24 protein-coding genes and 1 tRNA gene are annotated in these 25676 nt (G+C 41.0%); 7 read left to right on the top strand and 18 right to left on the bottom strand.

What is annotated here, in order from left to right; genetic code table 11:
- Positions 1–14: 14 nt before the first annotated feature.
- From CL667_00240 to CL667_00180, 13 genes are all read right to left on the bottom strand, one after another.
- Positions 15–104: transfer RNA gene (locus tag CL667_00240), tRNA-Ser, on the bottom strand.
- Positions 104–1000: an ATP synthase F1 subunit gamma gene (atpG, locus tag CL667_00235; GenBank protein MAL16109.1), complete on the bottom strand. Its 897-nt coding sequence runs from the start codon at positions 998–1000 to the stop codon at positions 104–106. Before atpG ends, CL667_00240 begins: the two co-directional genes overlap by 1 nt.
- 18 nt (positions 1001–1018) lie before the next feature.
- Positions 1019–2629, bottom strand: a complete 1611-nt coding sequence (locus CL667_00230; protein ID MAL16108.1) for a F0F1 ATP synthase subunit alpha — start codon at positions 2627–2629, stop codon at positions 1019–1021.
- 30 nt (positions 2630–2659) lie between these two features.
- A complete protein-coding gene (locus tag CL667_00225) occupies positions 2660–3208 on the bottom strand; it encodes a F0F1 ATP synthase subunit delta (GenBank protein ID MAL16107.1) in 549 nt (182 codons plus the stop codon).
- Positions 3209–3217: 9 nt separating this feature from the next.
- Entirely contained in the window at positions 3218–3730 is a 513-nt protein-coding gene (gene atpF / locus CL667_00220; protein ID MAL16106.1) for an ATP synthase F0 subunit B, read from the bottom strand.
- Between the two features lie 16 nt (positions 3731–3746).
- On the bottom strand, positions 3747–3962 hold the full coding sequence (gene atpE, locus CL667_00215) for an ATP synthase F0 subunit C (GenBank protein MAL16105.1): 216 nt from the start codon (positions 3960–3962) through the stop codon (positions 3747–3749).
- Positions 3963–4005: 43 nt separating this feature from the next.
- Complete coding sequence (gene atpB, locus CL667_00210; protein ID MAL16104.1) at positions 4006–5079, bottom strand: ATP synthase F0 subunit A; 1074 nt, start codon at positions 5077–5079, stop codon at positions 4006–4008.
- Positions 5076–5471: a hypothetical protein gene (locus tag CL667_00205; protein MAL16103.1), complete on the bottom strand. Its 396-nt coding sequence runs from the start codon at positions 5469–5471 to the stop codon at positions 5076–5078. Before CL667_00205 ends, atpB begins: the two co-directional genes overlap by 4 nt.
- Entirely contained in the window at positions 5461–5682 is a 222-nt protein-coding gene (locus CL667_00200; GenBank protein ID MAL16102.1) for a hypothetical protein, read from the bottom strand. The genes CL667_00205 and CL667_00200 overlap by 11 nt, the downstream gene beginning before the upstream one ends.
- Positions 5683–5693: 11 nt before the next feature.
- Positions 5694–6128 carry a hypothetical protein gene (locus CL667_00195; protein ID MAL16101.1) on the bottom strand — a complete coding sequence of 145 codons (435 nt, stop codon included), beginning with the start codon at positions 6126–6128 and terminating at the stop codon, positions 5694–5696.
- Positions 6129–6137: 9 nt separating this feature from the next.
- The gene (locus CL667_00190; GenBank protein ID MAL16100.1) at positions 6138–6995 is read right to left on the bottom strand and encodes a hypothetical protein; all 858 of its coding nucleotides are present in this window, start codon (positions 6993–6995) and stop codon (positions 6138–6140) included.
- Positions 6996–7025: 30 nt separating this feature from the next.
- Complete coding sequence (locus tag CL667_00185; GenBank protein MAL16099.1) at positions 7026–8255, bottom strand: hypothetical protein; 1230 nt, start codon at positions 8253–8255, stop codon at positions 7026–7028.
- 54 nt (positions 8256–8309) lie between these two features.
- Complete coding sequence (locus CL667_00180) at positions 8310–9797, bottom strand: IMP dehydrogenase (GenBank protein ID MAL16098.1); 1488 nt, start codon at positions 9795–9797, stop codon at positions 8310–8312.
- A gap of 112 nt (positions 9798–9909) precedes the next feature.
- Here CL667_00180 and CL667_00175 point away from each other — a divergent pair, with 112 nt between their 5' ends.
- Positions 9910–10683 (top strand): hypothetical protein, encoded by a 774-nt coding sequence (locus CL667_00175; protein MAL16097.1) that lies wholly within the window; start codon positions 9910–9912, stop codon positions 10681–10683.
- Here CL667_00175 and CL667_00170 read toward each other — a convergent pair.
- The 5 genes from CL667_00170 to CL667_00150 form a co-directional block, all read right to left on the bottom strand.
- Positions 10680–11021 (bottom strand): hypothetical protein, encoded by a 342-nt coding sequence (locus CL667_00170; GenBank protein ID MAL16096.1) that lies wholly within the window; start codon positions 11019–11021, stop codon positions 10680–10682. The genes CL667_00175 and CL667_00170 overlap by 4 nt on opposite strands.
- 449 nt (positions 11022–11470) lie before the next feature.
- Positions 11471–12361: a bifunctional methylenetetrahydrofolate dehydrogenase/methenyltetrahydrofolate cyclohydrolase FolD gene (locus CL667_00165; protein MAL16095.1), complete on the bottom strand. Its 891-nt coding sequence runs from the start codon at positions 12359–12361 to the stop codon at positions 11471–11473.
- Position 12362: 1 nt separating this feature from the next.
- The gene (locus tag CL667_00160; GenBank protein MAL16094.1) at positions 12363–13736 is read right to left on the bottom strand and encodes a Fis family transcriptional regulator; all 1374 of its coding nucleotides are present in this window, start codon (positions 13734–13736) and stop codon (positions 12363–12365) included.
- Between the two features lie 12 nt (positions 13737–13748).
- Positions 13749–15185, bottom strand: coding sequence for a D-alanyl-D-alanine carboxypeptidase/D-alanyl-D-alanine-endopeptidase (gene dacB, locus CL667_00155; GenBank protein ID MAL16093.1), 1437 nt, complete (start codon positions 15183–15185; stop codon positions 13749–13751).
- On the bottom strand, positions 15186–15659 hold the full coding sequence (locus CL667_00150) for a hypothetical protein (protein MAL16092.1): 474 nt from the start codon (positions 15657–15659) through the stop codon (positions 15186–15188).
- A gap of 210 nt (positions 15660–15869) precedes the next feature.
- Between CL667_00150 and CL667_00145 the strand changes: the two genes are divergently transcribed.
- The 6 genes from CL667_00145 to CL667_00120 all read left to right on the top strand — a co-directional run bounded on the left by CL667_00145 (position 15870) and on the right by CL667_00120 (position 25670).
- Complete coding sequence (locus CL667_00145; GenBank protein ID MAL16091.1) at positions 15870–19004, top strand: peptidase S41; 3135 nt, start codon at positions 15870–15872, stop codon at positions 19002–19004.
- Between the two features lie 3 nt (positions 19005–19007).
- The gene (locus CL667_00140) at positions 19008–21368 is read left to right on the top strand and encodes a prevent-host-death protein (protein MAL16090.1); all 2361 of its coding nucleotides are present in this window, start codon (positions 19008–19010) and stop codon (positions 21366–21368) included.
- A gap of 180 nt (positions 21369–21548) precedes the next feature.
- The gene (locus tag CL667_00135) at positions 21549–22214 is read left to right on the top strand and encodes a hypothetical protein (GenBank protein MAL16089.1); all 666 of its coding nucleotides are present in this window, start codon (positions 21549–21551) and stop codon (positions 22212–22214) included.
- 165 nt (positions 22215–22379) lie between these two features.
- A complete protein-coding gene (locus CL667_00130) occupies positions 22380–23561 on the top strand; it encodes a hypothetical protein (protein MAL16088.1) in 1182 nt (393 codons plus the stop codon).
- A gap of 2 nt (positions 23562–23563) precedes the next feature.
- Positions 23564–24388, top strand: a complete 825-nt coding sequence (gene dapF / locus CL667_00125; protein ID MAL16087.1) for a diaminopimelate epimerase — start codon at positions 23564–23566, stop codon at positions 24386–24388.
- Positions 24357–25670 (top strand): hypothetical protein, encoded by a 1314-nt coding sequence (locus tag CL667_00120; GenBank protein MAL16086.1) that lies wholly within the window; start codon positions 24357–24359, stop codon positions 25668–25670. The genes dapF and CL667_00120 overlap by 32 nt, the downstream gene beginning before the upstream one ends.
- Positions 25671–25676: the final 6 nt, after the last annotated feature.

Raw genomic sequence — 25676 nt, 5'->3', positions numbered from 1 at the left:
AAAGGGGCTATTTATTGCGGAGAGCGAGGGATTCGAACCCCCGGAGACCGCGAGGCCTCAACGGTTTTCAAGACCGCCGCATTCGACCACTCTGCCAGCTCTCCTAATCTTCACTAAGTGCTTGCGCACCAGAAACAATTTCAGAAATTTCAGTCGTAATAGCACTTTGTCGTGCCTGATTGTATTTGAGTCTCAGGTCTTTTTCAAGATCTTTAGCATTTTCAGTCGCACTGTCCATTGCGGTCATTCGTGCGCCTTGCTCAGATGCGTTAGACTCAAGTACTGCTCGCCATAATTGCATGTTTAAATGCAGTGGCAAGAGACGATCTAATATCGCCTGTGAATTTGGCTCGTAAAGGTAATCAATAGCTTGCTCAGATGCATGATCAGAATCACTTTTTGTGATTTCAGCTGTATCTATCGGAAGTACCTTCTGTACTTTACGATTCTGTGCAATCACTGACTTAAATTCGTTGTATGCGATGTGCACTTCATCATAATCACCATCTACAAATTGAGCAGTAGCAGCTTCCATAATATCGGAAGTAGCATCATACAAAATATCATCAAAGAAGCCTGGAAAACTTTCCACAACGTTATATTTCCTTTTCTTGAAATAGGCCGTTGCCTTCTTTCCTATAGCTACAACTGATAATGTCTTCTTCTCTAGAAACTGTTGGAAGTCACGTTCTAGCCGTTTTTCAACTTCCTTAAACAAATTATTGTTAAATCCGCCGCAAAGTCCACGGTCAGAACCAACAATAATGAATAATACCTTCTTAACTTCTTCAGGCTTACGCATAACAGGGTTTGTAGCACTGCTATTTTCTGCTAAACGGCCTGCAACTTCTTCAATCTTAGAAGCATAGGGACGCGTTTGTGTCATGCGGTCCTGAGCTTTTCTAAGCTTGGCAGCAGCTACCATTTTCATAGCTTTGGTAATCTGCTGCGTGTTGTTTACAGATGATATCCGGTTTCGTATGTCTCGGAGGTTCGCCATCGAAGCTTATTCTTTGCGTTAGTTAGATGCTGTAACTTGATCGATTACTGATTTTGCAATCTCAATGAGATTATCACCGAAGCTATCGTCCAGAATACCTGAGTCAGCAAGTTTCTGCATTTCATCTTCGTATTTGATGCCAACAGTTTCAAGGTATTGGTTTTCAAACTGTTCAATCTGCTCTACTTCAAGCCTATCAAGCAAACCAACATCATTGATTTTGAGAAGTGCAATTTGTTGCTCTACCGGAAGTGGCTGATAAACATCCTGCTTCAGTAGTTCAACAGTACGCTCTCCTTTTCGAAGTTGAGCTTGCGTTGAAGCATCAAGATCGGAACCAAATTTTGCAAAAGCTTCCAGTTCACGGTACTGAGCCAAATCAAGCTTCAGAGTACCTGAAAGTTTCTTCATTGATTTCACCTGAGCAGAACCCCCTACTCGAGATACCGAAGTACCAACATCAATAGCGGGTCGAATACCTTGGTTAAACAAGTCTGTATCCAGGAAGATCTGACCATCAGTAATAGAAATTACGTTGGTTGGGATGTAAGCAGAAACATCACCGGCCTGTGTTTCAATAACAGGAAGTGCAGTTAATGATCCACCACCTTTTACTTTTGGCTTTAATTCGTCAGGGATGTTGTTCATAGCGCCAGCTACCTTATCATCATTAATGATTTTAGCAGCGCGCTCTAATAAACGACTGTGAAGGTAGAATACATCACCAGGATATGCTTCACGGCCAGGAGGACGCTTAAGCAATAATGAAAGCTCACGGTAAGCAACAGCTTGCTTTGAAAGATCATCATAGATTACAAGAGCATGACGGCCTGTATCACGGAAATACTCACCAATAGCAGCACCTGCAAATGGAGCGATATAACGCATTGGAGCTGAAACACTGGCAGGAGCAGCTACAATCGTAGTGTATTCCATGGCACCGTTCTCTTCCAATACTTTCTGGATATTAGCAACGGTTGAACCTTTCTGTCCAACAGCTACATAAATACAGTGAACGGGTTTGTCAGTGTCTTGAGTAGCTTTCTGGTTGATAATAGTATCTACAGCTACAGAAGTTTTACCAGTCTGACGATCACCAATGATAAGTTCACGCTGACCTCGTCCAATCGGGATCAATGAGTCAATTGATTTGAGTCCTGTTTGAAGAGGCTCTGTTACCGGCTCACGATAAATTACCCCGGGAGCTTTACGCTCAAGCGGTAGACGAATTGTTTCGCCGGTTATAGCACCTTTACCATCGATAGGTACACCAAGAGGGTTGATAACTCGTCCCAGCAGACCTTCGCCCACATTTATAGAAGCGATATCTTTGGTTCTTTTAACGGTATGGCCTTCTTCTACGGCTTCGGATGACCCAAAGAGTACAATACCTACATTGTCTTCCTCAAGGTTAAGTACCATTCCTGTTATGGAAGCACCCTTTTCATCCTTAGAATCAGGTAATTCAACCAATTCACCTGCTTGTACTTTTGATAACCCATACACACGTGCAATACCGTCTCCTACCTCGAGTACGGTACCCACGTCATAAGTATCAGCTTCATTATCGAAGCCTGATAATTGTTTACGTAGTATGGCTGAAACTTCGTCTGGTCTGACTTGACTCATTGTAATGTTAGATTATAAAACTGTTGTAATTTATTCCGTAGTTGTATTCAGGAATACATCTTCAAGCTGTTCCAACTGGTGCTTAACGGTACCATCAATAACTGTATCTGCTATTTTAATGGCCATTCCGCCTTTCAAATCTTCCTGCACTTTTATAGTGACATTTACTTTCTTACCGGTAACCTCTTCCAGCTTCTCGGTAACCGCAGCAATTTGTTTGTCATCTAATTTAGTAGCGACAAATACTTCAGCTGAAATAATACCAGCGTACTCATTGTAAACTTCAACAAAGGCAGTAACGATTTCATCAAGTACATTTTGTCGATTTTTACGTGCAATCAACGTTATGAACCTGTGAACCAATTCACTGATCTCTGATTTGAAGATTTCTTCAAGAGCAGAAACTTTCTTGTCTGGCTTTATAATGGGGCTTTTTAAGAAAAGAACCAGATCTCGAGAATCCTCTAGGGTAGTCTTAACAAAAAGAATATCCTCAAGTGTGGACTCTACAACATCTTGCTCTTTGGCAAGCTCCAGTAGTGCAGTAGCGTAACGGCGTGCCGCTTTAGATACCAGCATGAATTATTATTAATTTTTTGGAAGGTCAGATAAAAATTTATCTACCAGCTTGTTATTCTTTTCACTGTCAAGCTCTGCGTCAATGATAATAGAAGCTGATTGTACGGCAAGTTTTGCCACTTCTTGTCTCAGTTCAACTAAAGCTTGTTTCTTTTCTTGATCAATAGAGGTGCGAGCCTGCTCAACGAGTTGTTCAGCTTCTTCTTTGGCTTTCTTAATCCGTTCTGCACGAATTAATTCAGCTTCCTCTACTGCTTCTTTACGAATCTGTTGTGCTTTTACTTCTGCTTCTCGAAGAGCTTTCTCATTATCTTTAGAGATTTTCTCAGCTTTCGCTAATGCATTCTCAGCGGATTCCAGGGAATCCTTGATTTTTGACTCTCGCTCCTCAAGCGCTTTCATAATAGGGGGTACTGCAAATTTTGCCATCAACAAGATGAAAACCACCATTGTGATAGCAATCCACAAGGCAAAGCCTGTGTTAAATGAGAGTAATCCCCCTCCGCCTGCTAAAAGTAGCATAGAGTGTAACACGATATTAACCCAAGAAGATGATCAATGCACAAATAACCGCACAGAAGAGAGCAACACCCTCAATAAATACTGCGGTCAAAAGCATTGCGCCACGGATATCTCCGGATGCTTCAGGCTGACGTGCAATACTTTCTGTAGCCGCCTTACCAATCATTCCGATTCCAAGTCCGGCGCCAATTGCTACGATTCCTGCTCCAATACCAGCTGCTAAAAGTCCCATATTTCTTATTTTTTGTTTTTAGTTGATTATGGTTTTTTCAAGTTCAATTTGCCTGTTCAGCAATATGCTCTGCGTGATATCCTTCCTCATCATGCTCATGATCTTCAGCAGCCATCCCAATGAATACGGCTGAAAGAATTGTGAACACATAAGCCTGCAGTAAAGCCACAAATGCTTTCAAGAAATATAAAGCTGCAGTTAGAGGTACAGATAAAAGTCCTGCCATTCCGTAGCCACCAATAGGCCCAAACAGATCAGCAAAAATAAAGATCAACCCTAAAATCGCGATGATCATCATCTTTCCTGACAACATGTTTGCAAAAAGTCGAATTGCAAGAGCGAATGGTTTAGTGAATAAACCAAGCACTTCAACAGGAGTTAAAATGAAACGAGTCCAGCCCGGCACGCCCGGAAACCAGAATACATGAGCCCAGTGGTCTTTTGTCCCACTAAACTGAGTTATTAAAAATGTGATAATTGCTAATGTCGCTGTAACTGTTAAATCAGCAGTGGCAGTAGCAGCCCAAGGCAAAAGCCCAAATAAGTTCATAAAAGCAATACCCATGAATACTGAGAATAGGTATGGTACATAACGCTCATATTTGTCATCGCGGATATTATCCTTAGCGATGTCATCTCTCACAAACTGGAATAGTACTTCAAAGGTATTCTGAAATGCTCCCTGCGGCTCGGTGTCTTTACCAATTCCGTTTTTATACTTCCTGGACATCCCTATTGTAATAAAGAGAACCAGTCCAATACTGAGCCAAAAATAGATCAAGTGAGAGGTTATAGATAGATCTAAAGAAATATGCCCACCATTAACAGGAACTACTGCACCTGCTTCTGACAATTCAAAGTTCTCAGAAGCGACAGCTTTCTTGGTTGAGGCAAAAGCACTTAGCTGCGCCTGACCTTCTGCATCTTCCCAATAAAAGATGCGTGGTAAGTAGATTTTACCAAACGGTGTTTTAAAATAATCGTGATCAAGAACGGTACCCATCACGTCAATAATAGGTTCTTCCTCACCTTCGGCCTGATCTGCCGCAAAAGTATTTGAAGTGCTGATACTTAAGAATAAAAGAGTTAAGAAAACTCGACGCAGGGTTTGAATCATTGTCTTTTAGTGCCGCTCTTTTGAAGAATTTTGTTAATTAAAATCATTTCCGTTACAGATTGGCAAAGATAGGAAATTATGAAACTAACTGTAAAGTAGATTTCATCAATTTTTGTCACTCCAAGCAAAATTCCGAACAAAATGAGCACTAACAGAAAGCGGATGGCTGTAGAGATGAAAAATATTTTTATAAACCGGTTGGTTTTCACTCCTCGGAAGGTGTCAAACACCCATGCACTGCTGACTACAAAGATGCAGCTGAGCATGACTCCGGTCAAAACCGCAATTCCTTCTTTTTCACCTATTGCAAAAAATCCTAAAGAAATAATCAGTAAAACACCCGAGGCTAAAAGCGTACTTCTTACTACACTTCCTTCATAATTATTTATCATCGTCTTGATTCAGTTTCTTTGCAATGCGAGCTATCATAAGACCAAAATTCAACATCCCTACCAAAACTCCTGTTAAAGTAAGCCAGGGAGAAAGCTGGAAGTATTCATCTAAAAAATAGCCTGCTACTATAGGCAACGCCATGGATACAGCGATTTCTGCTCCCAAACCTACATACTCAGCATATTTATCGGGAAGCAGATTATGAAGCAATTATTCGCGGGTCAGGATTTTACTTTGGTATCATTCACGTAATCGGAATCGCTTGATTGAGACAGAGATTTTGCATCTGATCCCATTCGGCATGATCCATTTATTTGTGCACCCTCTTCAACGATAAGGGTTTTGGTGTAGATATTTCCATCAATAACAGCGCTTTCACGGAGGGTTAGTTTATTGGAAACTTTCACTTCTCCTTCTACCCTTCCCGCAATGTCAGCGTCAGCTGAAGTGATGTTACCGACAATTTTACCATTTCCGGTAACGATTAATTTACCTTTGGAGACAGCTTCGCCCTCTACAGTACCGGCAATCCTTATATCCGTTTGCGAACTAAGGTCACCTTTTAGTTTAGTTCCCTCACTTAAAATATTTACCGATGGAGAATTACTTGAATTTTCTGAACCGTTACTCGATGTAGACTTTTTATTATTTAACATGACTCGATTTTATTTGATTAAATAGACTTCCGGATTCTGAGGTACTCCATTTTTCCAGATCTCAAAATGGAGATGGGGCCCTGTACTTAATACTCCGGCATTTCCGATTTCGCCTAAAATATCACCTTTAAGTACAAGGTCGCCTTCCTTCTTATTTAATTTAGAAAGGTGCTTATAGGTTGTTACAATACCCTCACTATGTTGCACGGATATTACATATCCATTGTTAATTGTCCAACTACTAATAAATACTGACCCGTCTGCGATATTGATTACGGGTTCATTATTCTTAGTTGCAACGTCAAGACCATAATGTTGATCATCAGGCAGATATCCCCTCGTTAAAGATCCCTGTACCGGAAATTTTGCAGGGAAATCAGGAGCTGTACGAGATACATTTGAGAATAAAACCTCGCTCTGGCTTAGCCTGTCAAAAGAACCGGATCTTTCGAATGATAAAAAATCAGCATTTTGAAGTGGATCATTTGGGTTAAAGAAATCATCAAACCGCTGATCTAATGAAAGTGTAGTATCTATACTCAAACGAATTATATTTTTCATTTCACGAAGTTGCAGATCTCTTTGTCTTAAGGAATCCTCTAAAGCAATGGCTTTATCCGTTACATCCATGATCTGTGCGCGAATTTCGGCATCGTCCGTGCTGTATAATAATCCACCCAAGGGAGTCAGCATAAAGATCAAAGCCACAAAAATGGCGAAAATACCGGAAATCCCCAGTATCATCCCAAAGAGTCCGTTAGGATAAATCTTGTAGGAATTATCCTCATCAGGCTTTGAGTCATCAAGTAAAATCACATTGATTTTACGCTGACGCTGTTCAAATAATTTTTTAAGAAGATCAATCATTGTTCATCAAGTTACTACAATAAGATCTTATTATTGGGTTGAAATTTCATCAAAAATCTTTGCGAGCTTTCCGGTTAGTTTCTTCCTGTCAAAATGATTTACAACTTCTTCAGAATGTTCCGGCCACCTGCCGTTTTTATAGCGATCAATGATTTCTAAAAGCTGTTCTTTTATTTCAGAGATATCATAGGGATCAGCTATAAATGACTTGCCATACATCAGCAATAGCTCTTTTGCGACGCCCTCAGGCACAAGACCCAAAACCGGCTTCTTTGTTGCAAAATATTCACTGGTTTTTCCTAAAGAAATTATTTCAGGATTCTTTTTTTGCCCTACATTCAGCCAAAGAATATCTGCAGCTATTAAATTCTTTACCGCAAGTTCATGTGGCACATATCCAAAATCGAAGACAAGAGGTGTTAAGCCCAGTTTGTTAATCAGTTCCCAGTGTTCAGAATTCAAGCCACCCTGAAATTGTAGTTCTATTTGGTTTTCTAGTTCCGGATTCGATTGAATTACTTCATGCACAGCTTTTAGAAAAGAATCCGGTCGGCTATCTGGGTAGAAAGAACCGCTATACAACAACTTAAGTTTAGAGCCTGAAGATGCAGGCTTACTTTCAACCTCATTGAAGTCTTCGGGATCGTAGCCGTGCCCTATCACCTCAACTTCTTTTAACACTCGAGACTTCAGGCTTTCGGCAATTCGGTCATTAACGGTAAGAAGCTTATCCGCTTTGGCAAGAGTATCGATCTCCAGCTGCTCCATTTTCTTTTTATGCCAGACCGTTGGGTAATTGATCAAATGGCTTTCAACCCAGTCATCCCGAAGGTCCATTACTGTAGGAATGCCAGTTTTCTCCTTAATTTGTTTGGCGAGCATTAAATTACTGTATGGAGGAGCACTTGAAAATACTGCATCAATATCATTTTCTTCAATTAAAGCCAGCGCTTTTTCTAACCCAGGCTCAATCCACTTCTTTTTATTATCAGGAAGAAAGAAGAAGGTTGAAAACCAACGAAGAACCTTGGCAACGGAATCTGGAATTTTAACTTTTTTAGGGTTTTGTCCAGCTTTATGAAATGGCGTATTTCCGCTTACACGATGGACTTTAACATCCAGTTGATCCAGCTCTTTTTCCAGTGATTCATCAAAGGTATGATAAGCTCCGGGTTCCGGGCAAAGTACTATCGGATTCCAACCGAAATCTCTTAGGTACTTGACGAATTTAAGAGGACGCTGAACACCACTCCCTCCCATTGGAGGGAAATAATAGACAATGAACAGTACGTTTTTCATGCCTGACAAGGCCGATTAAGATACTGAGTAATTCGGCGCTTCTTTCGTAATCTGTACAGAGTGTGGGTGACTTTCCTTGTAGGATGCAGCCGAAATCTGAACAAACTCTGCTTTTTTCATATCGTCAATATTTGCAGCACCTGCATAACCCATCGCAGCTCTAAGTCCACCGGCCATTTGATGTACAACTTCACCTAAGTAACCTTTAAAAGGCACTCTACCTTCAATTCCTTCTGGAACCAATTTACTGATGTCATCTTCTACATCCTGGAAATAGCGGTCTTTGGAACCTTTATTCATCGCACTGATGCTTCCCATTCCACGGTAAGACTTGTATTTCCGTGATTCATAAATAATTGTCTCTCCCGGACTTTCATCTACCCCAGCAAACATGGAGCCCATCATCACAGCATCAGCTCCACCGGCAATGGCTTTAGGAATGTCACCAGTTTGCTTAATACCGCCATCAGCTATCAATCCAATTCCATTTTTCTGGGTGAATTCAGCTACTTCCATTACGGCACTCAACTGAGGAACGCCAACTCCGGTAACAACGCGTGTTGTACAAATTGATCCAGGACCAACCCCAACTTTAACTACATCTGCTCCGGCTTCTGCCAATGCTTCAGCTGCAGAACGGGTTGCAATGTTTCCACCAATTACGTTCAGGTCAGGGTACTTTTGTTTAATTTTTTTGATGGTATCAAGCACTCCTTTCGAATGGCCGTGTGCTGTATCAACGGTGATGGCATCTACACTTGCTGCAACCAGGGCTTCAACCCTATCCATAGTATCTGCAGTTACACCAACAGCGGCGCCAACCCGCAATCTTCCCATTTCATCCTTACAAGCATTCGGGAAATTCTTTTTCTTCTCAATATCTTTAAAGGTGATTAACCCAACCAGCTTATTGTTTTCGTCAACTATAGGGAGTTTTTCTACTTTATAATGCTGGAGGATTTGTTCTGCTTGCTTTAGGTTGGTTCCTTCCTTAGCGGTATATAATTCTTCATAGGTCATGATATCGCCAAGCTTTTTGCCCAACTCAGACTCAAACCGTAAATCCCTATTGGTTACAATACCCACTAAAATTCCTGCATCATCAACAATTGGGATTCCTCCAATCTTCTGTTTCTTCATCAAAGCTCGTGCTTCCCGAACAGTAGCATCTTCCTTTAGCGTTACAGGATCTACAATCATCCCGCTCTCACTCCTTTTCACCAAACGAACATGCTCAGCCTGATCTTCAATGCTCATATTTTTGTGAAGCATTGCAATACCTCCTTCACGAGCCAATGCAATAGCCAGGCGATACTCAGAAACGGTATCCATAGCTGCACTTATAATTGGGATGTTGAGCTTGAGTGTGGGCGTAAGTTGAACCGTGGTGTCAACATCGCGTGGCAATACTTTCGAGAAATTTGGGACTAAAAGTACATCATCGTACGTAAGTCCCTGGCGCGTAATACGTTCAAAGGGAGATGAGTCGTTCATTTTATACATGGAGTAGAAAATTTGGCTTGCAGTTTTTCAAAGATAAGGATATCTCTGTGGAAGTTCTGCATTCAATAACATTTTTTGTTTAAATACCGTAGGTACTCCAAAAATGAATTCCATGTCTGATTCAAAATCGTATTCCAAAAAAGAAATAAGTAAAATTCTTACTAAAGCTTCTGAAATTCAGGTTAAAAAAGACTTGTATGAAGATCAGGAAACACTGTCTGAAGAAGACCTCATTCACATCGCTGAAGAAGTTGGCATTAGCAAAGAGGCCTTACAAGAAGCATTAGCTAAAATTGGTGAGCCAGATCTTGATGAACAAACCTATAATTTGATAAAGGGAACTTCACGCATTCAGGATGTTTCTTCAGTGGAAGGTGAAATTAATGAAGACCAATGGGAAGATTTGGTTCTAGAGATCCGAAAAATCACAGGTGGTATTGGTAAAATCAATAAAGTTGGAAATACCTATGAGTGGGAGCAGCGCAAAAGTGATTTTGGGTACAAGCACTTCTCCTTCACCCCGAAAAATGGACAGACCAAAATTCAGATGGTTTCCTCTTGGGGACCTTTTAAATCTCTTGCCAGTTTCCTTAGCTTTTTCTTCGGTTTCATCGTTGCCCTAATCGCATTCAAAGAAACCAGTGGTAAACAATTCGCTTTGATGGTAGCTCCATTTTTTGGCCTGGGTGGATTTGCTATGAGTCGGTTTTTCCTGAAAAGTTATTATCAGAAACAAAAGGATCAGCTTTCTACATTGACTGCTTCTATTTCAAAAAAAATAGCTTCCTTTGGTAATACATCCGGCCCTATCGAGATTGAAGATGAAGATCTTTATCAAGAAAATGTGAATTCCACATCATCCCAGCCAAAAGAACGAAATACTTAGAGGGGTTTTACCTCTAGTGCTTTGATTGCCGCTTCAAGGGTGCAAATTCCATCCTGAAAACTACTTACCCAATAATGGATTGAATTGCGTCGGCTTTTCACGAATGGATCACAGGATGAAAATCTTCCCTTCAGTTCCTGAACCATATACTTAACATCTTCATTGATTTCGATCTTAAGCTCGTCAGGGAGTCCGCTCCATCCAAGTAACTCGAAAGCTTCCTGCATTTCAGCATATTCTTTCTGACTCTCTTGTTTGATTCTCTTTAAAAGCGGAAGCGCAAATAAAGCGGGTGATGAATTTTGTTTCGGAGTGATTGAAAGTGCGTTGCTTGTCATGATCGTTGAGTTTTGTTTTTTGATTTACTCAATGATAATGACAGTGAGTGACATCATAGTGTCACCCTATTCAAAAAAAGATTTTAGTCCGGATAAATGCTCTTCTTAGCTGCATGAAAGTGATATTCTTCACTTCATTTCTTTGCGCTACTTTTTTTCAGGATGTGAATGCCATTAATCAACAACGATAAGCTGTCGGTAGCGACTTAGGAAAATCTCTCCACTTGCTTGTCAAGCCAATGGAGTCGACTGGAAAGAGTCCAAGTGAAGCATCTATAAAAAGATGGCCAGAAATTGCGGTCTTCTTTATGAACCTTGATTTATAGGATTTTAGGATATTCTTGATTTACCAGCATCCATCATGACAATCCTTCCATCAAGAAAATCATGGTTCTAAGTTATACATTTAGCGCATGCACCAGTGTCCTAAATACTTACGATTTCAAAAACTAATCGGGATAAATGCTCTTCTTAGCTGCCAATAAGGTATTCTTCATCAGCATTGCAACAGTCATCGGACCAACGCCTCCGGGAACGGGGGTAATCCAGCTGGCTTTTTTCTTGACGGATTCGAAATCGACATCTCCTACGAGCTTGTACCCTTTTTCGGAAGTTTCATCGGCTATTCTATTGATTCCCACATCAATCACGACAGCACCCTCTTTAATCATTTCTGCTTTTATAAGGTGAGGTTGACCAGCCGCAGCAATAACAATATCAGCAGAAATGGTATGCTGGGTAAGATCTTTGGTGTATTTGTGACAAATCGTTGTGGTGGCTTTTCCAGAAGAATTTTCTCTTGAAAGCATAATCGCCATTGGAGATCCCACGATATTACTGGCTCCTACCACTACGGCATGTTTCGCTTTAACGGGAATGCTGTAATGTTTGAACAGCTCCATGATGCCGGCTGGCGTACAGCTACGGAAGCAAGGCTGATCAACTGTTAAGCGGCCCACATTCATCGGGTGAAATCCATCCACATCTTTGCGATGGTTAATGCATTCGATTACATCATGAGATGACAAATGGGATGGCAGTGGAAGTTGTACCAGAATTCCATCTACTGAATCATCGGTATTATATCCTTCAATAACCGACTTAAGTTCTTTGGCAGAGATCGTATCTTGTAAAATCTCGGTATAAGTTTCAATTCCCACATCTTCGCAAGCACGAGTTTTAGCGCCGGTATATACTTTTGAAGCGGGATCATCCCCAACCAAAATAACCTGCAGAAACGGAGCACGATTACCTTTCGCCTTCCAGTCCTCTACATCCTCACGAACGCGATTTCTGACTAATTCTGCTACCTGTTTGCCATCAATGATTTCTGCACTCATGCTATCGCTCTATATTATATTTTTTCATTTTATTGTACATGTGGCTTCGCTGTATACCTATGGTTTCTGCAGTTTGTGAAACATTCCAGTCATTCTTCTCCAGCTGCTTCACTAAAAATAACCGTTCTGCAGTTTCTTTAAAATCCTGAAAATCGTCTGTTTCATCGGCGAGTTTACCCAAATCCCCCGCTTTAAGGTCCCTCGTTTTGAGTACATCATTTACAGTTTCTTCGGTGATTTCATCTTCAGAAGCTAAAATCCCCAATCTTTCCACCGCGTTTTGAAGTTCCCTTACATTCCCGGTCCATTCTCTTTTCGTTAGCGCCTTTAATCCTTCTTTTGAGAAGGAAATGGAGGAAAAGCTAATATCTCTTTCTTTCAGATTTTTCAGACAGGCCTTGGCAATCAGCGGAATATCTTCCTTACGTTCTCTGAGCGGCGGTACTTTAATGGGAATCACACTTATACGATGAAATAAGTCTTCACGAAAATTACCTTCTTCAATTTCTTCCTCAAGATCCTTGTTGGTAGCAGCCAATATCCTCACGTCTACCGAAATAGACTCGTTTCCACCAACCCTTGTAATAGTACTTTCCTGTAAAGCCCGTAATACTTTTGCCTGGGCTTCCAGGCTCATATCACCAATCTCATCCAAAAATAAAGTTCCGCCATCAGCCTGGTCAAACTTTCCAATTCGTTGATCGGAGGCGCCGGTGAATGCTCCTTTTTCATGTCCAAAAAGTTCACTCTCTAACAAATCTGAGGGAATTGCGGCACAATTCACTTCTACAAATGGAGCTGAACTGCGCGGACTTTTCTCGTGAACCCATTTTGCTACCAATTCTTTTCCGGTTCCATTCTCGCCGGTTATCAATACGCGGGATTGTGTTGGTGCTACTTTATCGATCAGATCTTTGATTTTTGAAATCGCTTTACTCTCCCCGATGATCTCCTGCACCTTCGGCAGCTTTTTCTTGATCTGCTTGTACTCATTAGCCAAATTTTGCTGAGAAAGGGCATTCCGAACGGAGATAAGCAACCGATTCAAATCCGGGGGTTTTTCCATGAAATCATAAGCCCCCATTTTAGTGGCCTCAACGGCGATTTCAATAGTCCCGTGGCCTGAGATCATAATAACCGGAAACTCATGCCCCTTTTCTCTGAGCTTTTTGAGGGTTTCAAGACCATCCATTCCCTGCATCTTGATGTCCAGAAACATCAAGTCAATATCGTTTTTAGCTACAAAGTCGATGGCATTAGATCCGCTTTCTGCGGTGGAAACTTCATAATTCTCATACTGCAGAATTTCTTCCAGAGTATTCCGGATCGCTTTTTCATCATCCGTAATTAAAATATGAGGTCTCTTTTCTGACATAGACAAAGCTAATCAATATTTATCATACAGATACATCAAAATCTGTTCGTGAACAGCGTCAATGGGGCGAACTTTCTCCGAAATATAATTATTGGCAGCCAGACTGACGATCAACTGCTTTCCTGATTTAGCCTCAAAATATCCGCTGAGCGTTCTAACTCCTGTCACAAAACCTGATTTTCCTTTGAAGTTTCTATAGAGCGGTGTGCCCTTCATTCGGTGAGCAAGTGTTCCATCAATACCTGCAACAGACATACTACTAAAATAGGTATCAAACTCCTGGTGATCCTTCATCTTCACTAATAGCTCTGAAAGAAGACTGGTTTTGTTGAAGTTTCCTCCTGCCATACCTGAACCATCATTCATTTGAATATGAGTCGTATCTAACCCCTGCTTAGCTACAAAGTTTCGGACCTCTTTTATCCCTCCCTCAAAAGAACCGGGCTGATTGTCGGTTTCAGCTGAAAGTGTTTTAAGCAACATTTCAGTATAAAAATTATCGCTTTCTTTATTTGCCCACTTGATTAGCTCAGTCATTGGCTTGGAGAAATGGGTAGCCAACACGTTGGTAGTATCATACTCAAAAGCCTGTCCATAAACTACAATCCCGCCTTCGAACTGAATTCCGTTATTGTTTAGATAATCTTTGAAGGAATCCAGGAAAAACATAAGGGGATCATCCACAGACAAAGATTCATCTTCATAATATCCTTGGGGCAAGCTGCTTCCCAGTACTATTTTATTGCCTCCAAGCTCACGCCGATAATATTCATCATACTCAGTCTCAGGGTGGCTGATGACCTGTTTGTTTTCAAAGTCAACATAGTCTGTACTATCAGGAAACCAGGTAATTCTTGGAGTATCTCCTATTTCACCATCAGCAAATACTTCCAAATCGACAGCATTATTATTGAAGGATAGCGGGCTGATTTGTACTCCATAATAGAATGAGAAGTCGTACCAATCCCATCCTTTAGGATATAGTTGACTGTCGAAGAGACTTTGATCAGCGATCAGAAATCCATCAATCTTTTCTATTCCTTTAACTTTGAGCTGGGCGACAAATTTTTCAAAGACGTGGTATCGATCTCCATCATATAAATCGCCGCTTATGGATGGATCACCACTTCCTTTTATAATCAGGTTCCCTTTCCAGATATCTCTTTCCAGCTCGCCATCACCATAAATATTGGTTTCAAACTGATAATCGGAGCCAAAGTGATCTAAAATAGCAGCTGTAGTTAACAGCTTTTGATTAGATGCAGGAATTATGACCTTTTCAGAGTTAAAGCTTTCCAGAATTTCACCATTTGCATCCCGAACGGTTACCGACCAAAAAGCTTCCTGATTGGGAGCCTGATCTAATATAGACTTAAGATTTTGACCATGGGTTAATTCCGCAAGAAGTGCGAGTATCAGAATTCCTGCAATGCGGAATAAGAGCTTCATCTAGCTTACAAAGTATTTTTCTTCTTCATCCTGAAAAGCATTCAGAATTTCTTCGGTAGAGGTGCAATTCAAAATAGTCTCCCTGAAAGAACCACTATTCATGAGTCTGGAAATCCGGCTCAAAAGTTTGATGTGCTGGCTGTTATTTGATTCAGGACCTACTAATAAAAACACCAACCGAACCGGTTCGCCATCTATGGAATCAAAATCGAGAGGTTCCTTTAGAAGGGCAAAAGCAGCATGATTCTCAGTTACAGCTTTCGTTTTTGCGTGAGGAATTGCGAGTCCTTTCCCTACCCCTGTGCTCATGATTTTCTCGCGTTCAAACACCGCTTTCCTTACGGCTTCAAGTTGTTCCTCACTTTCCATCTTTTCTTCCAAAGCATTGACAAGCGCGTTAATGAGCTCTTTTTTTGAGCCCACAACATAATTGGGGAGAACCGTGGGTTGATCTAACAGCGAAAATAAGTTCATGTAATTTTACTAGAAAATATGAAGGTTCGATAGCGTTCAAATATAGGCAGTGTATGATCAATCAATCAAAGATTAATTAAGCCGATTTTTGATAACTGTTTTTTACAATTCCTGTTCAACCTAACTTTTGTCATTTACTTCCCGTTTAAGTACCCTTCTTGAAATTCTAACTAAAAGGGTTCTGCCGTGTTACATACTTTAAAATCTGTTCTGACTTTAGCATTCCTGTCTTTATTCATTACTGCTAACGGTTTTGCGCAAAGCAAAATTTTGTTTGCTACCCAACCTTCTATCTCTCCTGACGCTTCCACTATTGTTTTTTCGTATGAAAGTGATTTATGGAAAGTACCAGCAAACGGCGGAGCTGCAGTTAGATTAACCGGAATGGATGGTGAAGAAACGGCGTCCAGTATTTCGCCGGATGGTAAGTGGCTAGCCTTTACCTCTAATCAATATGGAAATGATGATGTATACATGATGCCTGTTGATGGAGGAGAAATCACTCAGCTGACCTATCATCAGGCTGGCGATCAGGTTGAATCATGGAGCTGGGATTCCAAAACTATATACTTCCGTTCGGGCCGATATAACCGTGTAAGTGCCTATGCTGTCAGTATTGAAGGCGGTACTCCGGAACGACTTTTTGGGCATTATCATAACAACGTACACAACCTGGTAAAGCATCCTTCTGAAAACACCTATTTCTTTAATGAATCGTGGGAAAGCTTCATATTTCCTCAACGAAAAAAGTATAAAGGCCCCTTCAATCCAGATATTAAATCTTACAGCCTGGATTCTGAAACCTTTACCAAGCATACCAACTGGGAAGGGAAAGATATGTGGCCAACTCTAGATCAAAGCGGAAATCTTTTCTTCGTTTCTGATGAATTTAATGGTGAGTATAATCTCTATAAGCTAAGTGGAAATAATAAAGAACAATTGACTCGCTTTAACACCTCAGTAGTTAGCCCAAAAGTCAGTGCTAACGGAAAGACCATAGTTTTTGAGAAGGAATACCAGCTGTTTACCTACGATGTTGCTTCCGGTAAATCCACTGCTATACCTATTACCATTTTCAAGAATAACACCCTTACTAAAGAGCAAAGTTTTGATGTCGAAAATAGCGTTACCTCATTTGATGTATCACCTGATAAAAAGAAACTGGCCTTTACTTCACGGGGTGAATTATTTGTCTCAGATATCAAAGGAAAATTCATTCGCCAAATAGAAACCAATGCTTTGGGAAGAGTACTTGAAGTAAAATGGCTGAAAGACAATAAGACGCTCATGTTTAACCAAACTGCGGAGGGTTATCAAAACTGGTTTACTACCGCAGCCGATGGATCGGGAATGGAAAAGCAAGTGACTAAAGATGAAGATAACAACCGAGCCCTTGAGTTGAATTCAGATCGCACTAAAGGAATTTATATCAGCGGCAGAGATAAATTAAAGCTGATTGACCTTGAATCACTAAAAACCGAAACCATTGTAGAAGATGAGTTTTGGGGATTCCAGAATCAGCAGCCTCGTTTCTCTCCCAATGACGAATATGTGCTTTATACAGCCCGCCGTGATTTTGAGCATGATATCTTTACATACCATATTGAGTCCGAAGAAATCATGAATCTAACAGCAACTGGTGTTTCGGAATCGGATCCTTTCTGGTCTCCTGATGGTAAATATATTTACTTCTCATCATCCCGAACCAGTCCTTCCTACCCAAGGGGCGGTGGAGAAACAGATCTCTTCCAAATGGCTTTAGACACCTATGAAGAACCTTATAAATCGGATAAGTTCGATGAGCTGTTTGTTGAAAAAGAAGAAGACGATGATTCCAAAGAGGAAGAATCAGAAGAAGATGAAAGCAGTATGGAGATTTCGATCAATACAGATGGTTTAATGCATCGTTTAGAAGATATCGGGGAGAATTTTGGATCCCAATTTTCACCTTTTGTAGTTCAGGACGGTGACAAAACCATGGTGCTTTATCTAAGTAATCATGATGAAGGAAATACCGGACTCTATGTAACCACCCTTCAGCCTTTTGAAAGTCCCGAGACCAAGAAGTTTGATGGTGTTCGTTTTGCAGGAAATATCACAGAGGTAGATGGAAGTTTATATGGTTTATCCGGCGGTTCTGTTTATGAATTAGACGCAGCTTCCGCAAAAGCGACTCAAATAGAAACCGAGTTTGAGTTCAAACGAAACCTCAGAGCTGAGTTCAATCAGATGTTTGAGGAGCTTTGGGCGAATATTGAAGAGAATTTCTATAACGACACTTTTCATGGAATCAATTGGGAAGAAATCAGAGACCGATACCGCACCTACCTCCCATCGGTTAATAATAGAAATGATTTCAGCCGCATCATGAATGACATGCTTGGGGAATTGAATTCTTCTCACATGGGCTTTACCACCTTTGGAGAAGAGGAGCAGGAGTTCTATTCAACCGTTTCACTTTCTACAGGACTCACCTTTGATGCAAATAATCCATTTAGAGTGGCATCTGTTGTTGCAGACGGACCTGCAGATGTAGCCGGGAAAGATATTCAACCAGGCGATGTACTTACCGCTATCGATGGCAAAGAGGTAAATACCGAGATGAACCGTGAGATGTATTTCAACCGGCCTTCAATGCCTGAAGAAGTTTCTCTGACATTCCAAAGAAATCGTAATTCATTCACCACAAAAATTCACCCAGAGTCATATTTCTCTACTCGAAACAATTTATACGATGAGTGGGTAGATGAGAAACAAGAAATGGTAGATTCCGAGACCGATGAGCGAGTTGCCTATGTCCATATGAAAAACATGGGCGGTGGCGAATTGGAAAATTTCCTTACCGAAATGACTTCAGAAGGCTATCACCGCGATGCCTTAATTTTAGATTTACGCTATAACACGGGCGGAAATGTTCATAATGATGTACTCCAGTTTCTTTCCCAACAGCCATATGCTAAATGGAAATACAGAAATGGTGAGTTAGCCTCTCAGCCAAACTTCACTCCTGCAGCAAAACCCATTATCCTCTTACAGAATGAACAATCGCTAAGTGATGCTGAGGTAACGGCAGCCGGATTCAAAGCTTTGAATTTAGGAACTATTGTAGGAACCGAAACCTACCGCTGGATTATCTTTACTTCAGGGAAAGGCTTAGTTGATGGCTCTTTCTATCGCCTGCCGGCTTGGGGTGTTTATACGCTTGATGATGAGCGTAATCTGGAGCGCACCGGTGTAAAACCTGATATTGAAGTGTTTAACAATTTCAAAGATCGCCTAAACGGAACTGATCCTCAGCTAACAAAAGCCATTGAACTGGCTTTGGAGCAGTTAGGGAACAATTAATTAATGATTATAAATAAAAAATCTTTTTCCCTGATAGCAATTTGGATCTGCATTTCAGGGACAATTCAGGGACAACAGCTAACGGGTACTCTTTATGGAACCGTAGTAGAGTATGCAACAGAATCTCCTTTGGAATATGTCACCATTGCCATTATTGATTCTACCCTTGCCCTTGGCACTGTAACTGATGAAGAAGGCCGGTTTGAACTTAAAAAAATCCCGGTTGGCCGACACAATATCCGTATTTCAATGGTTGGGTTTGAGGCTCAGATACTTAATAACGTCTTGATATCAAGTGGAGCTAATCCTTCGCTGAATATCAAACTTAAAGAACGTCCTTTTGAGCTGGATGAAATCACGGTTCAACCCAAACCACTAAAAGAAATGCCGGTAAACCGAATTGCTACGGTAAGTGCAAAGCGCCTGAGTATGGAAGAAGCAAATCGCTTTGCCGGGGGATTTGATGATCCTGCCCGCCTGGTCTCTTCTTTTGCCGGAGTTGCCAGTAATATTGGCTCAAACGAAATTATAATTCGGGGAAACTCTCCCAAAGGAATTCTTTGGCGTATGGAAGGCGTGAACATTTCCAATCCTAATCACTTTGCCGATATCAATGGATTTGGAGGCGGAGGCATAACAGCCCTCAGCAGTAAAATGCTGGCTAGTTCAGATTTCTTCACCGGAGCCTTCCCTGCTGAATACGGTAATGCAATGTCAGGTGTTTTTGATCTTTCGATGCGGGAAGGAAACTCTAATGAATATGAACACTCTTTTTTAGCGGGATTCATGGGATTTGACTTCGCTTCCGAAGGTCCTATCAATGAAGAATCCGGGGCTTCATATTTGTTCAACTATCGTTATTCCACCTTTGGTTTATTGAGTGTAATATTGCCAAATATCGACCTTGGCATTCAATATCAAGACCTTGCTTTCAACATCAATCTCCCGACTGATAAGACAGGTACTTTTTCAATCTGGGGACTTGGACTGATGGATGAATCCGGTACCTCTCCGGATGATGACACGCTCGGTTCCGATTACAAATGGCAATACTATGAAGATCTCACCACCGAAGACAGTGATTTTAAAACCGGTATTGTTGGCGTTTCAAATAAGCTTTTACTAAATGGAAAGGGATACTTAAAGACCACGATTTCTGGATCCGTGAATGAAATCAATTTGATGGGGTCCCGCCTGGATTCAACATTTACTACAAATTACCCAGTCGAGAATATTCAATTCAATGAAGGAAGCATTCAGTTTTCTTCCACATTAAACTATGCTTTAAACAGTCGGCACGCGAATCGTACGGGCTTTGTCTATAATAATCTCAGCTACGACTATTTGCTACAGGAAGCGCCGGAGTTCGGTGAGCCGTTGGCTACTTTTGCTGATGATGAAGGATCAAGTTATTTACTTCAAGCCTTTTCACAATCATCGTTTAACTTTGGGAATCTTGAGTTCAATCCCGGTCTGCATTACATGTATTTCGGGTTGAATGGTGAGCAATCGGTGGAACCTCGACTTGGAGCAACGTATCAGATCAACCCAAGAAATAAAATCAGCATAGGTTACGGCATCCATTCTCAATTGGAGAAACTGAGTTTTTACCTATCGGATGTCCCTGTTGACAACAGAACCGAACAGCTGAACAAAGATTTGAAACTCAGTAAATCACAGCATTTCGTATTGGCCTACGACCGCTTGATTGGTGAGCATACGCATCTTGTGATTGAGCCTTATTACCAATACTTGTATGATATTCCGGTGATTGACGGGAGCTATTTTTCTATGCTGAACCTCAAGAACGACTTTTTCATCAATGAGGAATTAGTGAGTGACGGGACCGGTTCAAATCTTGGAGTAGATATTACGCTGGAGCGTTTTCTACATAAAGGGTGGTACTACTTGGCTACTTTCTCCATCTTCAATTCTGAATATATTGGAGGCGACGGCGTAGAACGCAACACCCAATTTAACCGTAAGCAGATTTCCAATTTCCTGATCGGAAAAGAATGGATGGTGAAAAACAGAAATATCTTCAGCGCCAGCGTGAAATATACTTATCTCGGAGGTAGCTTCATGAATCCCGTTGATGAAGCGGCCTCTTTAGAAGCGAAGGAAATTATCGAAGACTACAGCAATGCTTTCAGTGAGAGGACTCCTAATTCCAACATTGCCAGCCTCACGTTTACTTACAGGGTGAATAAAGAGAAGTATTCAAGCCATTGGTCGCTACAAATTTTAAACACTCTGGGAGCGAAAGAATACCTTGGTTATCAATATAACTTCCGGGACCACTCCATTGATCAGAATGACGACACAATTGTTGTTCCGAATTTTAGTTATCGGATTGATTTTTGATCCTGATATAGCAGCTCGCTTTAAAGCTTGAATCTACTTTTAATTTTTCAGATAAAAAGAAATGCGCCAGGAGTGCCGACAATAATAACATCTTGGTCGTCCTGAAATAGATTCAGAATGAATATGTAATCTATGCACCATCCCCCTATCAATAAGCCATCAAAATCCTTAAACTTGGCTATGCAATGGATTAGGAGCACACTTACCATTTTAAAGAAAGACCTGCAGATTGAACTGCGTACAAAATTCGCGTTCAATATGGTTTTAGCCTTTGTAGCGGCAGCAATGCTTTTGGTGCTCTTCACCCTCCGTGCAGATCAGCTTGAGCCAGGCCCTAAATCCGGATTGGTTTGGATCATCATTTTGTTTTCCGCTCTCTCTGCGTTGAGCCGGAGCTTCATAGCTGAAACAGACAGAAAGACTTTCGATCTCCTCCGCATTTATGCTGAAGGCACTACCGTATATTCAGGGAAGCTACTTTATAATTTCCTTTTTACTCTTCTGATCAACATAGCTACGTTTACTGGCTATATTTTTTTAATGAATTTGGATATCCAATCGTGGTCTGCATTTTTGGTAATGCTTTTTGTGGGAACCGCTGGTTTATCAGGAGTGGCAACTATGACAGCAGCCGTTGTATCGCAAGCCGATCGTAAAGGCGCTATTTTCTCTGTTTTGAGTATACCTCTATTTATGCCGCTGGTGCTCTTACTGTCTGATATCAGTAAAACAGCATTCATAAGCGGTGGTGACGGCTCTATGAACAACGTGACAGCTCTCATTGGCTTTGCCGGTGTAACCATCACTGCCGGAGTCTTACTTTTTGACTATATCTGGGAAGAGTAGATAACGAGCGACGGGTGACCAATGACCAATGATAAAACCAAGTAACAATTATGTCTTTTAAATTTGAAAAAGAATAAACAAGTGAATGATTTTGGCGAGAACTATGAAATTGAGTAACCACTTGTCGACGGTCGTTCGTCTATCGTCTATAACACACAGAACTAAATGAACATCAAATTCGGAAATCGAAGAATTATTGGGCAAAGCCGTGCTAAAGAACAGGTTGAGCGTATGCTCGATTCTAATCGAATCAGCCACGCCTATCTACTTTCGGGTCCTACCGGTGTAGGTAAAACAGCTTTTGCTTTAGCTATGGCAGAGGCTATAAATGGAGTGGAACATTTAAGTGATTTAGGAGAACACAAAAGTTCAAAAAAATCATCCTGGTTTACTCATCCCGATATCCACGTGTTCATTCCAAAACCCACTTCCGCAAAAACAGAAGAATTGAGAGATCGGCTGGAACTGCTTTCTAAGGATCCATACGAAATCATTAATTTCTCGCAACGCCCTTCTTTGGATGATGACTCTTCCAAGAACCTCCAAGCCTTCTACCCTGTCGATTATTTCAGGGAAGACATTCGCCCGATAGCCAAGCTAAAGCCAAACGAAGGCGATCGTATTGTTATCATTATGACCCAGGTGGAAACCATGCGAAAAGAAACGGCCAACGCCTTTCTTAAACTGCTGGAAGAACCCTCTGACCGTTTGATGTTTATACTTACTACCGAAAGCTATGAAAGCCTCCTTCCTACAATCACTTCAAGATGCCAGCATATTCCGCTGGGTTCTCTAAAAGATAAAGAGGTAGAAAAGGGGCTTATTGAGGTTGATGGCGTTGAGCCTGATGCGGCAGCATACCTTGCCAGAGTTTCAAATGGCAATTATGCCATGACCCGCTTTTTTGATATTTCAAAACTCAGGGAAAACCGCGAGTCGGTTGTAAATTATCTTCGAATGGCTTTTAGTCAGGATGCAACCGGACTTTCAACGTTGGTTCAGGATTGGCAAAGCTCCAATAACATAGAAGGACTAATTGCTATAACCAATCTCATTGAGATGTACATTCGAGACCTCATGGTTTATCGGGAAACCGGAAATAAGAAATTCATTACAAATATTGATCAACTGGATTCTATTCAGAAATTTGTAAAAGCTTTGGACGATGCCCGCTTAGAGGAAATGATCACCCATATGGATGATTTTCGACCTGCTTTACGTCAAAATGTAAACCCTAAGCTGATATTTATTGTTTTAGCTTTACGATTTTCAACGTTAATGCGCGGGTTAGATCCTTCTATTTCTGAAGAAGAGAACTGGAAACACGTCCCCGCTTTTGTAGAATAATTATGAAGGATATTAAATTTCATAAAATGCAGGGAGCCGGAAATGACTTTGTGGTCATCGATAACCGAAAGTATGGCTTTTCCCTTGAGGAGATTATTGAATTAACTCCCAAATTTTGTGACCGCAAATTTGGCGTTGGCGGTGATGGTATCCTTGTGCTTGAAAAAGCTCAAAAGTCTGAAGTTGACTACACTATGATTTACCGCAATGCCGATGGAAGTGATGCCGGTATGTGTGGAAATGGAGCGCGATGCCTCGTCATGTTTGCTTATCAAAATGGGTTTAATGCCACGCAGACTTTTAATGTGCACAATAACGTGTACGAAGCTGTAGTCCATAAAAACGGAGATGTAAGTATTCATTTTCCGGTTCATGTTAAGCCCACTAAGCGGACATTGAATAATGTTGAGCTTATACAGGCTGATGCCGCAACAGAGCATCTCATCACCTTTGTTCCTTCTGAGAAGTTAGAAGACGAGGAAAGTTTAGTTAAAACTGGAAGTGAGTTGCGTTACCACGAAGACGTAAATCCACCGGGAACAAACGTAAACTTTGTATGTATTTCAGATGAGTATTCAATTGAATTACAGACTTATGAGCGTGGTGTAGAAAACCTGACTCTTGCATGTGGAACCGGAGCATTAGCTTCTGCCATTGCCACTCATTTCAATCAGAGTAAACAAGAGAAACATTCCACCTACGAAGTGAAAGTTAAAGGCGGAATCCTCAAAGCTTCCTTCGATTTTAATGCAGCCAATAACACCTATCATCAATTAATCTTAACAGGGCCAGCTCATTTTGTATTTGAAGGTATTTTTACTTCGTAACCTTGTACCATTATTATTTTTGGGGTTTATCATAACCGGTTGTTCAACAGGCTTAACAAACCTGAACAATCAACCTGCTACAGAACAGTATATCAGTCGATATCTTGTCCCAAATCAGTTACCCGCTCCTCAGTCTATAAAGAGTTTACAGTTGTATAGAAAAGGCAGTGAAGCTGGTCCCCCTGTCATTGAACTTGGCTCTCGCCAGAAACTGGTTTTAGCCTTTGATGAGTTATCTGATCTTTCAGGCCAATTCCGTATTACTTTTACCCATTATGACCAGAATTGGAAGAATAGCAATATCCCGCAAGACTGGTATCTAGAAGGTATCAATGAACTTATTTTGGGCGGTGGCGACAAAAACAGACTGTCGCAGCCGGACTACTTCCACTACCGTACAGAATTTCCTAACGATCAGGTTCGCTTTAAAACGAGCGGAAACTATATGCTGCACGTTTCGGACTTCAATTCAGGGATTAGGCTATTCTCTCTCCCCTTTTTCGTAACTGAGAATGCTGGAGAAATGGATTCCTGGGTTGAAACCATCTACAATGCAGGTCAGCGATTTAACGCCATTGACCAGCCTTTTTCTGAGTTCGTGTATCCCGATTTTATAGAATTCCCACAATTTGATCTGAGTTTCTATTTTGTTCAAAATCGTTTTTGGGGTGATATGAGAAAGTCCGAAAACTATGATTTTTCCGAAAATGACCGAAGCCAATTTCATCTTTCCCGGGAAAAAGCCTTTCCTGCAAATTATGATTTCATTGGATTGAATCTTCAGAATCTATCTGTGAATAGCAGGAATATCATAGACTGGCAGCCCGAAAAAACTCCCCCCGTCATTGTTCTAAGAGAAGATGTATTGAACTTTAGTTCTGATCCAATACCTGGTTGGAGCTCTACCTTTGGAAATCCTAAAACATCACCCGATGCCCGATATGCTTCTGTTCGTTTTAGATTCGAAGATGGCGGACAGTTCTCCGCTGATAAAGGGGTTTACCTGGTTGGAGATTTTAACCAATGGCTACTATCAGAAAACAACCGATTAGAATACAATGAAGATTCCGGCTACTGGGAAACTTCATCCCTGATAAAACAAGGTACCTATACGTACAAATATGCGATTAAGTCGTACGGAGATTACGGCATTGATGACTTGATACTAAGTGATACCGTTACCCGTCAAAATCAGGAATACACTGGCTTTGTCTATTTTAAAGACCCCGATTATCAATACCAGCGCCTCCTACAGGTAAAAGTATTTAGAACTCGAAATTAGAAGTTG

This window comes from Balneola sp., from assembly GCA_002694685.1.
In the GTDB taxonomy this organism is placed as follows: domain Bacteria; phylum Bacteroidota; class Rhodothermia; order Balneolales; family Balneolaceae; genus Gracilimonas.
This window is presented reverse-complemented; position numbering and strand designations above follow the sequence as displayed.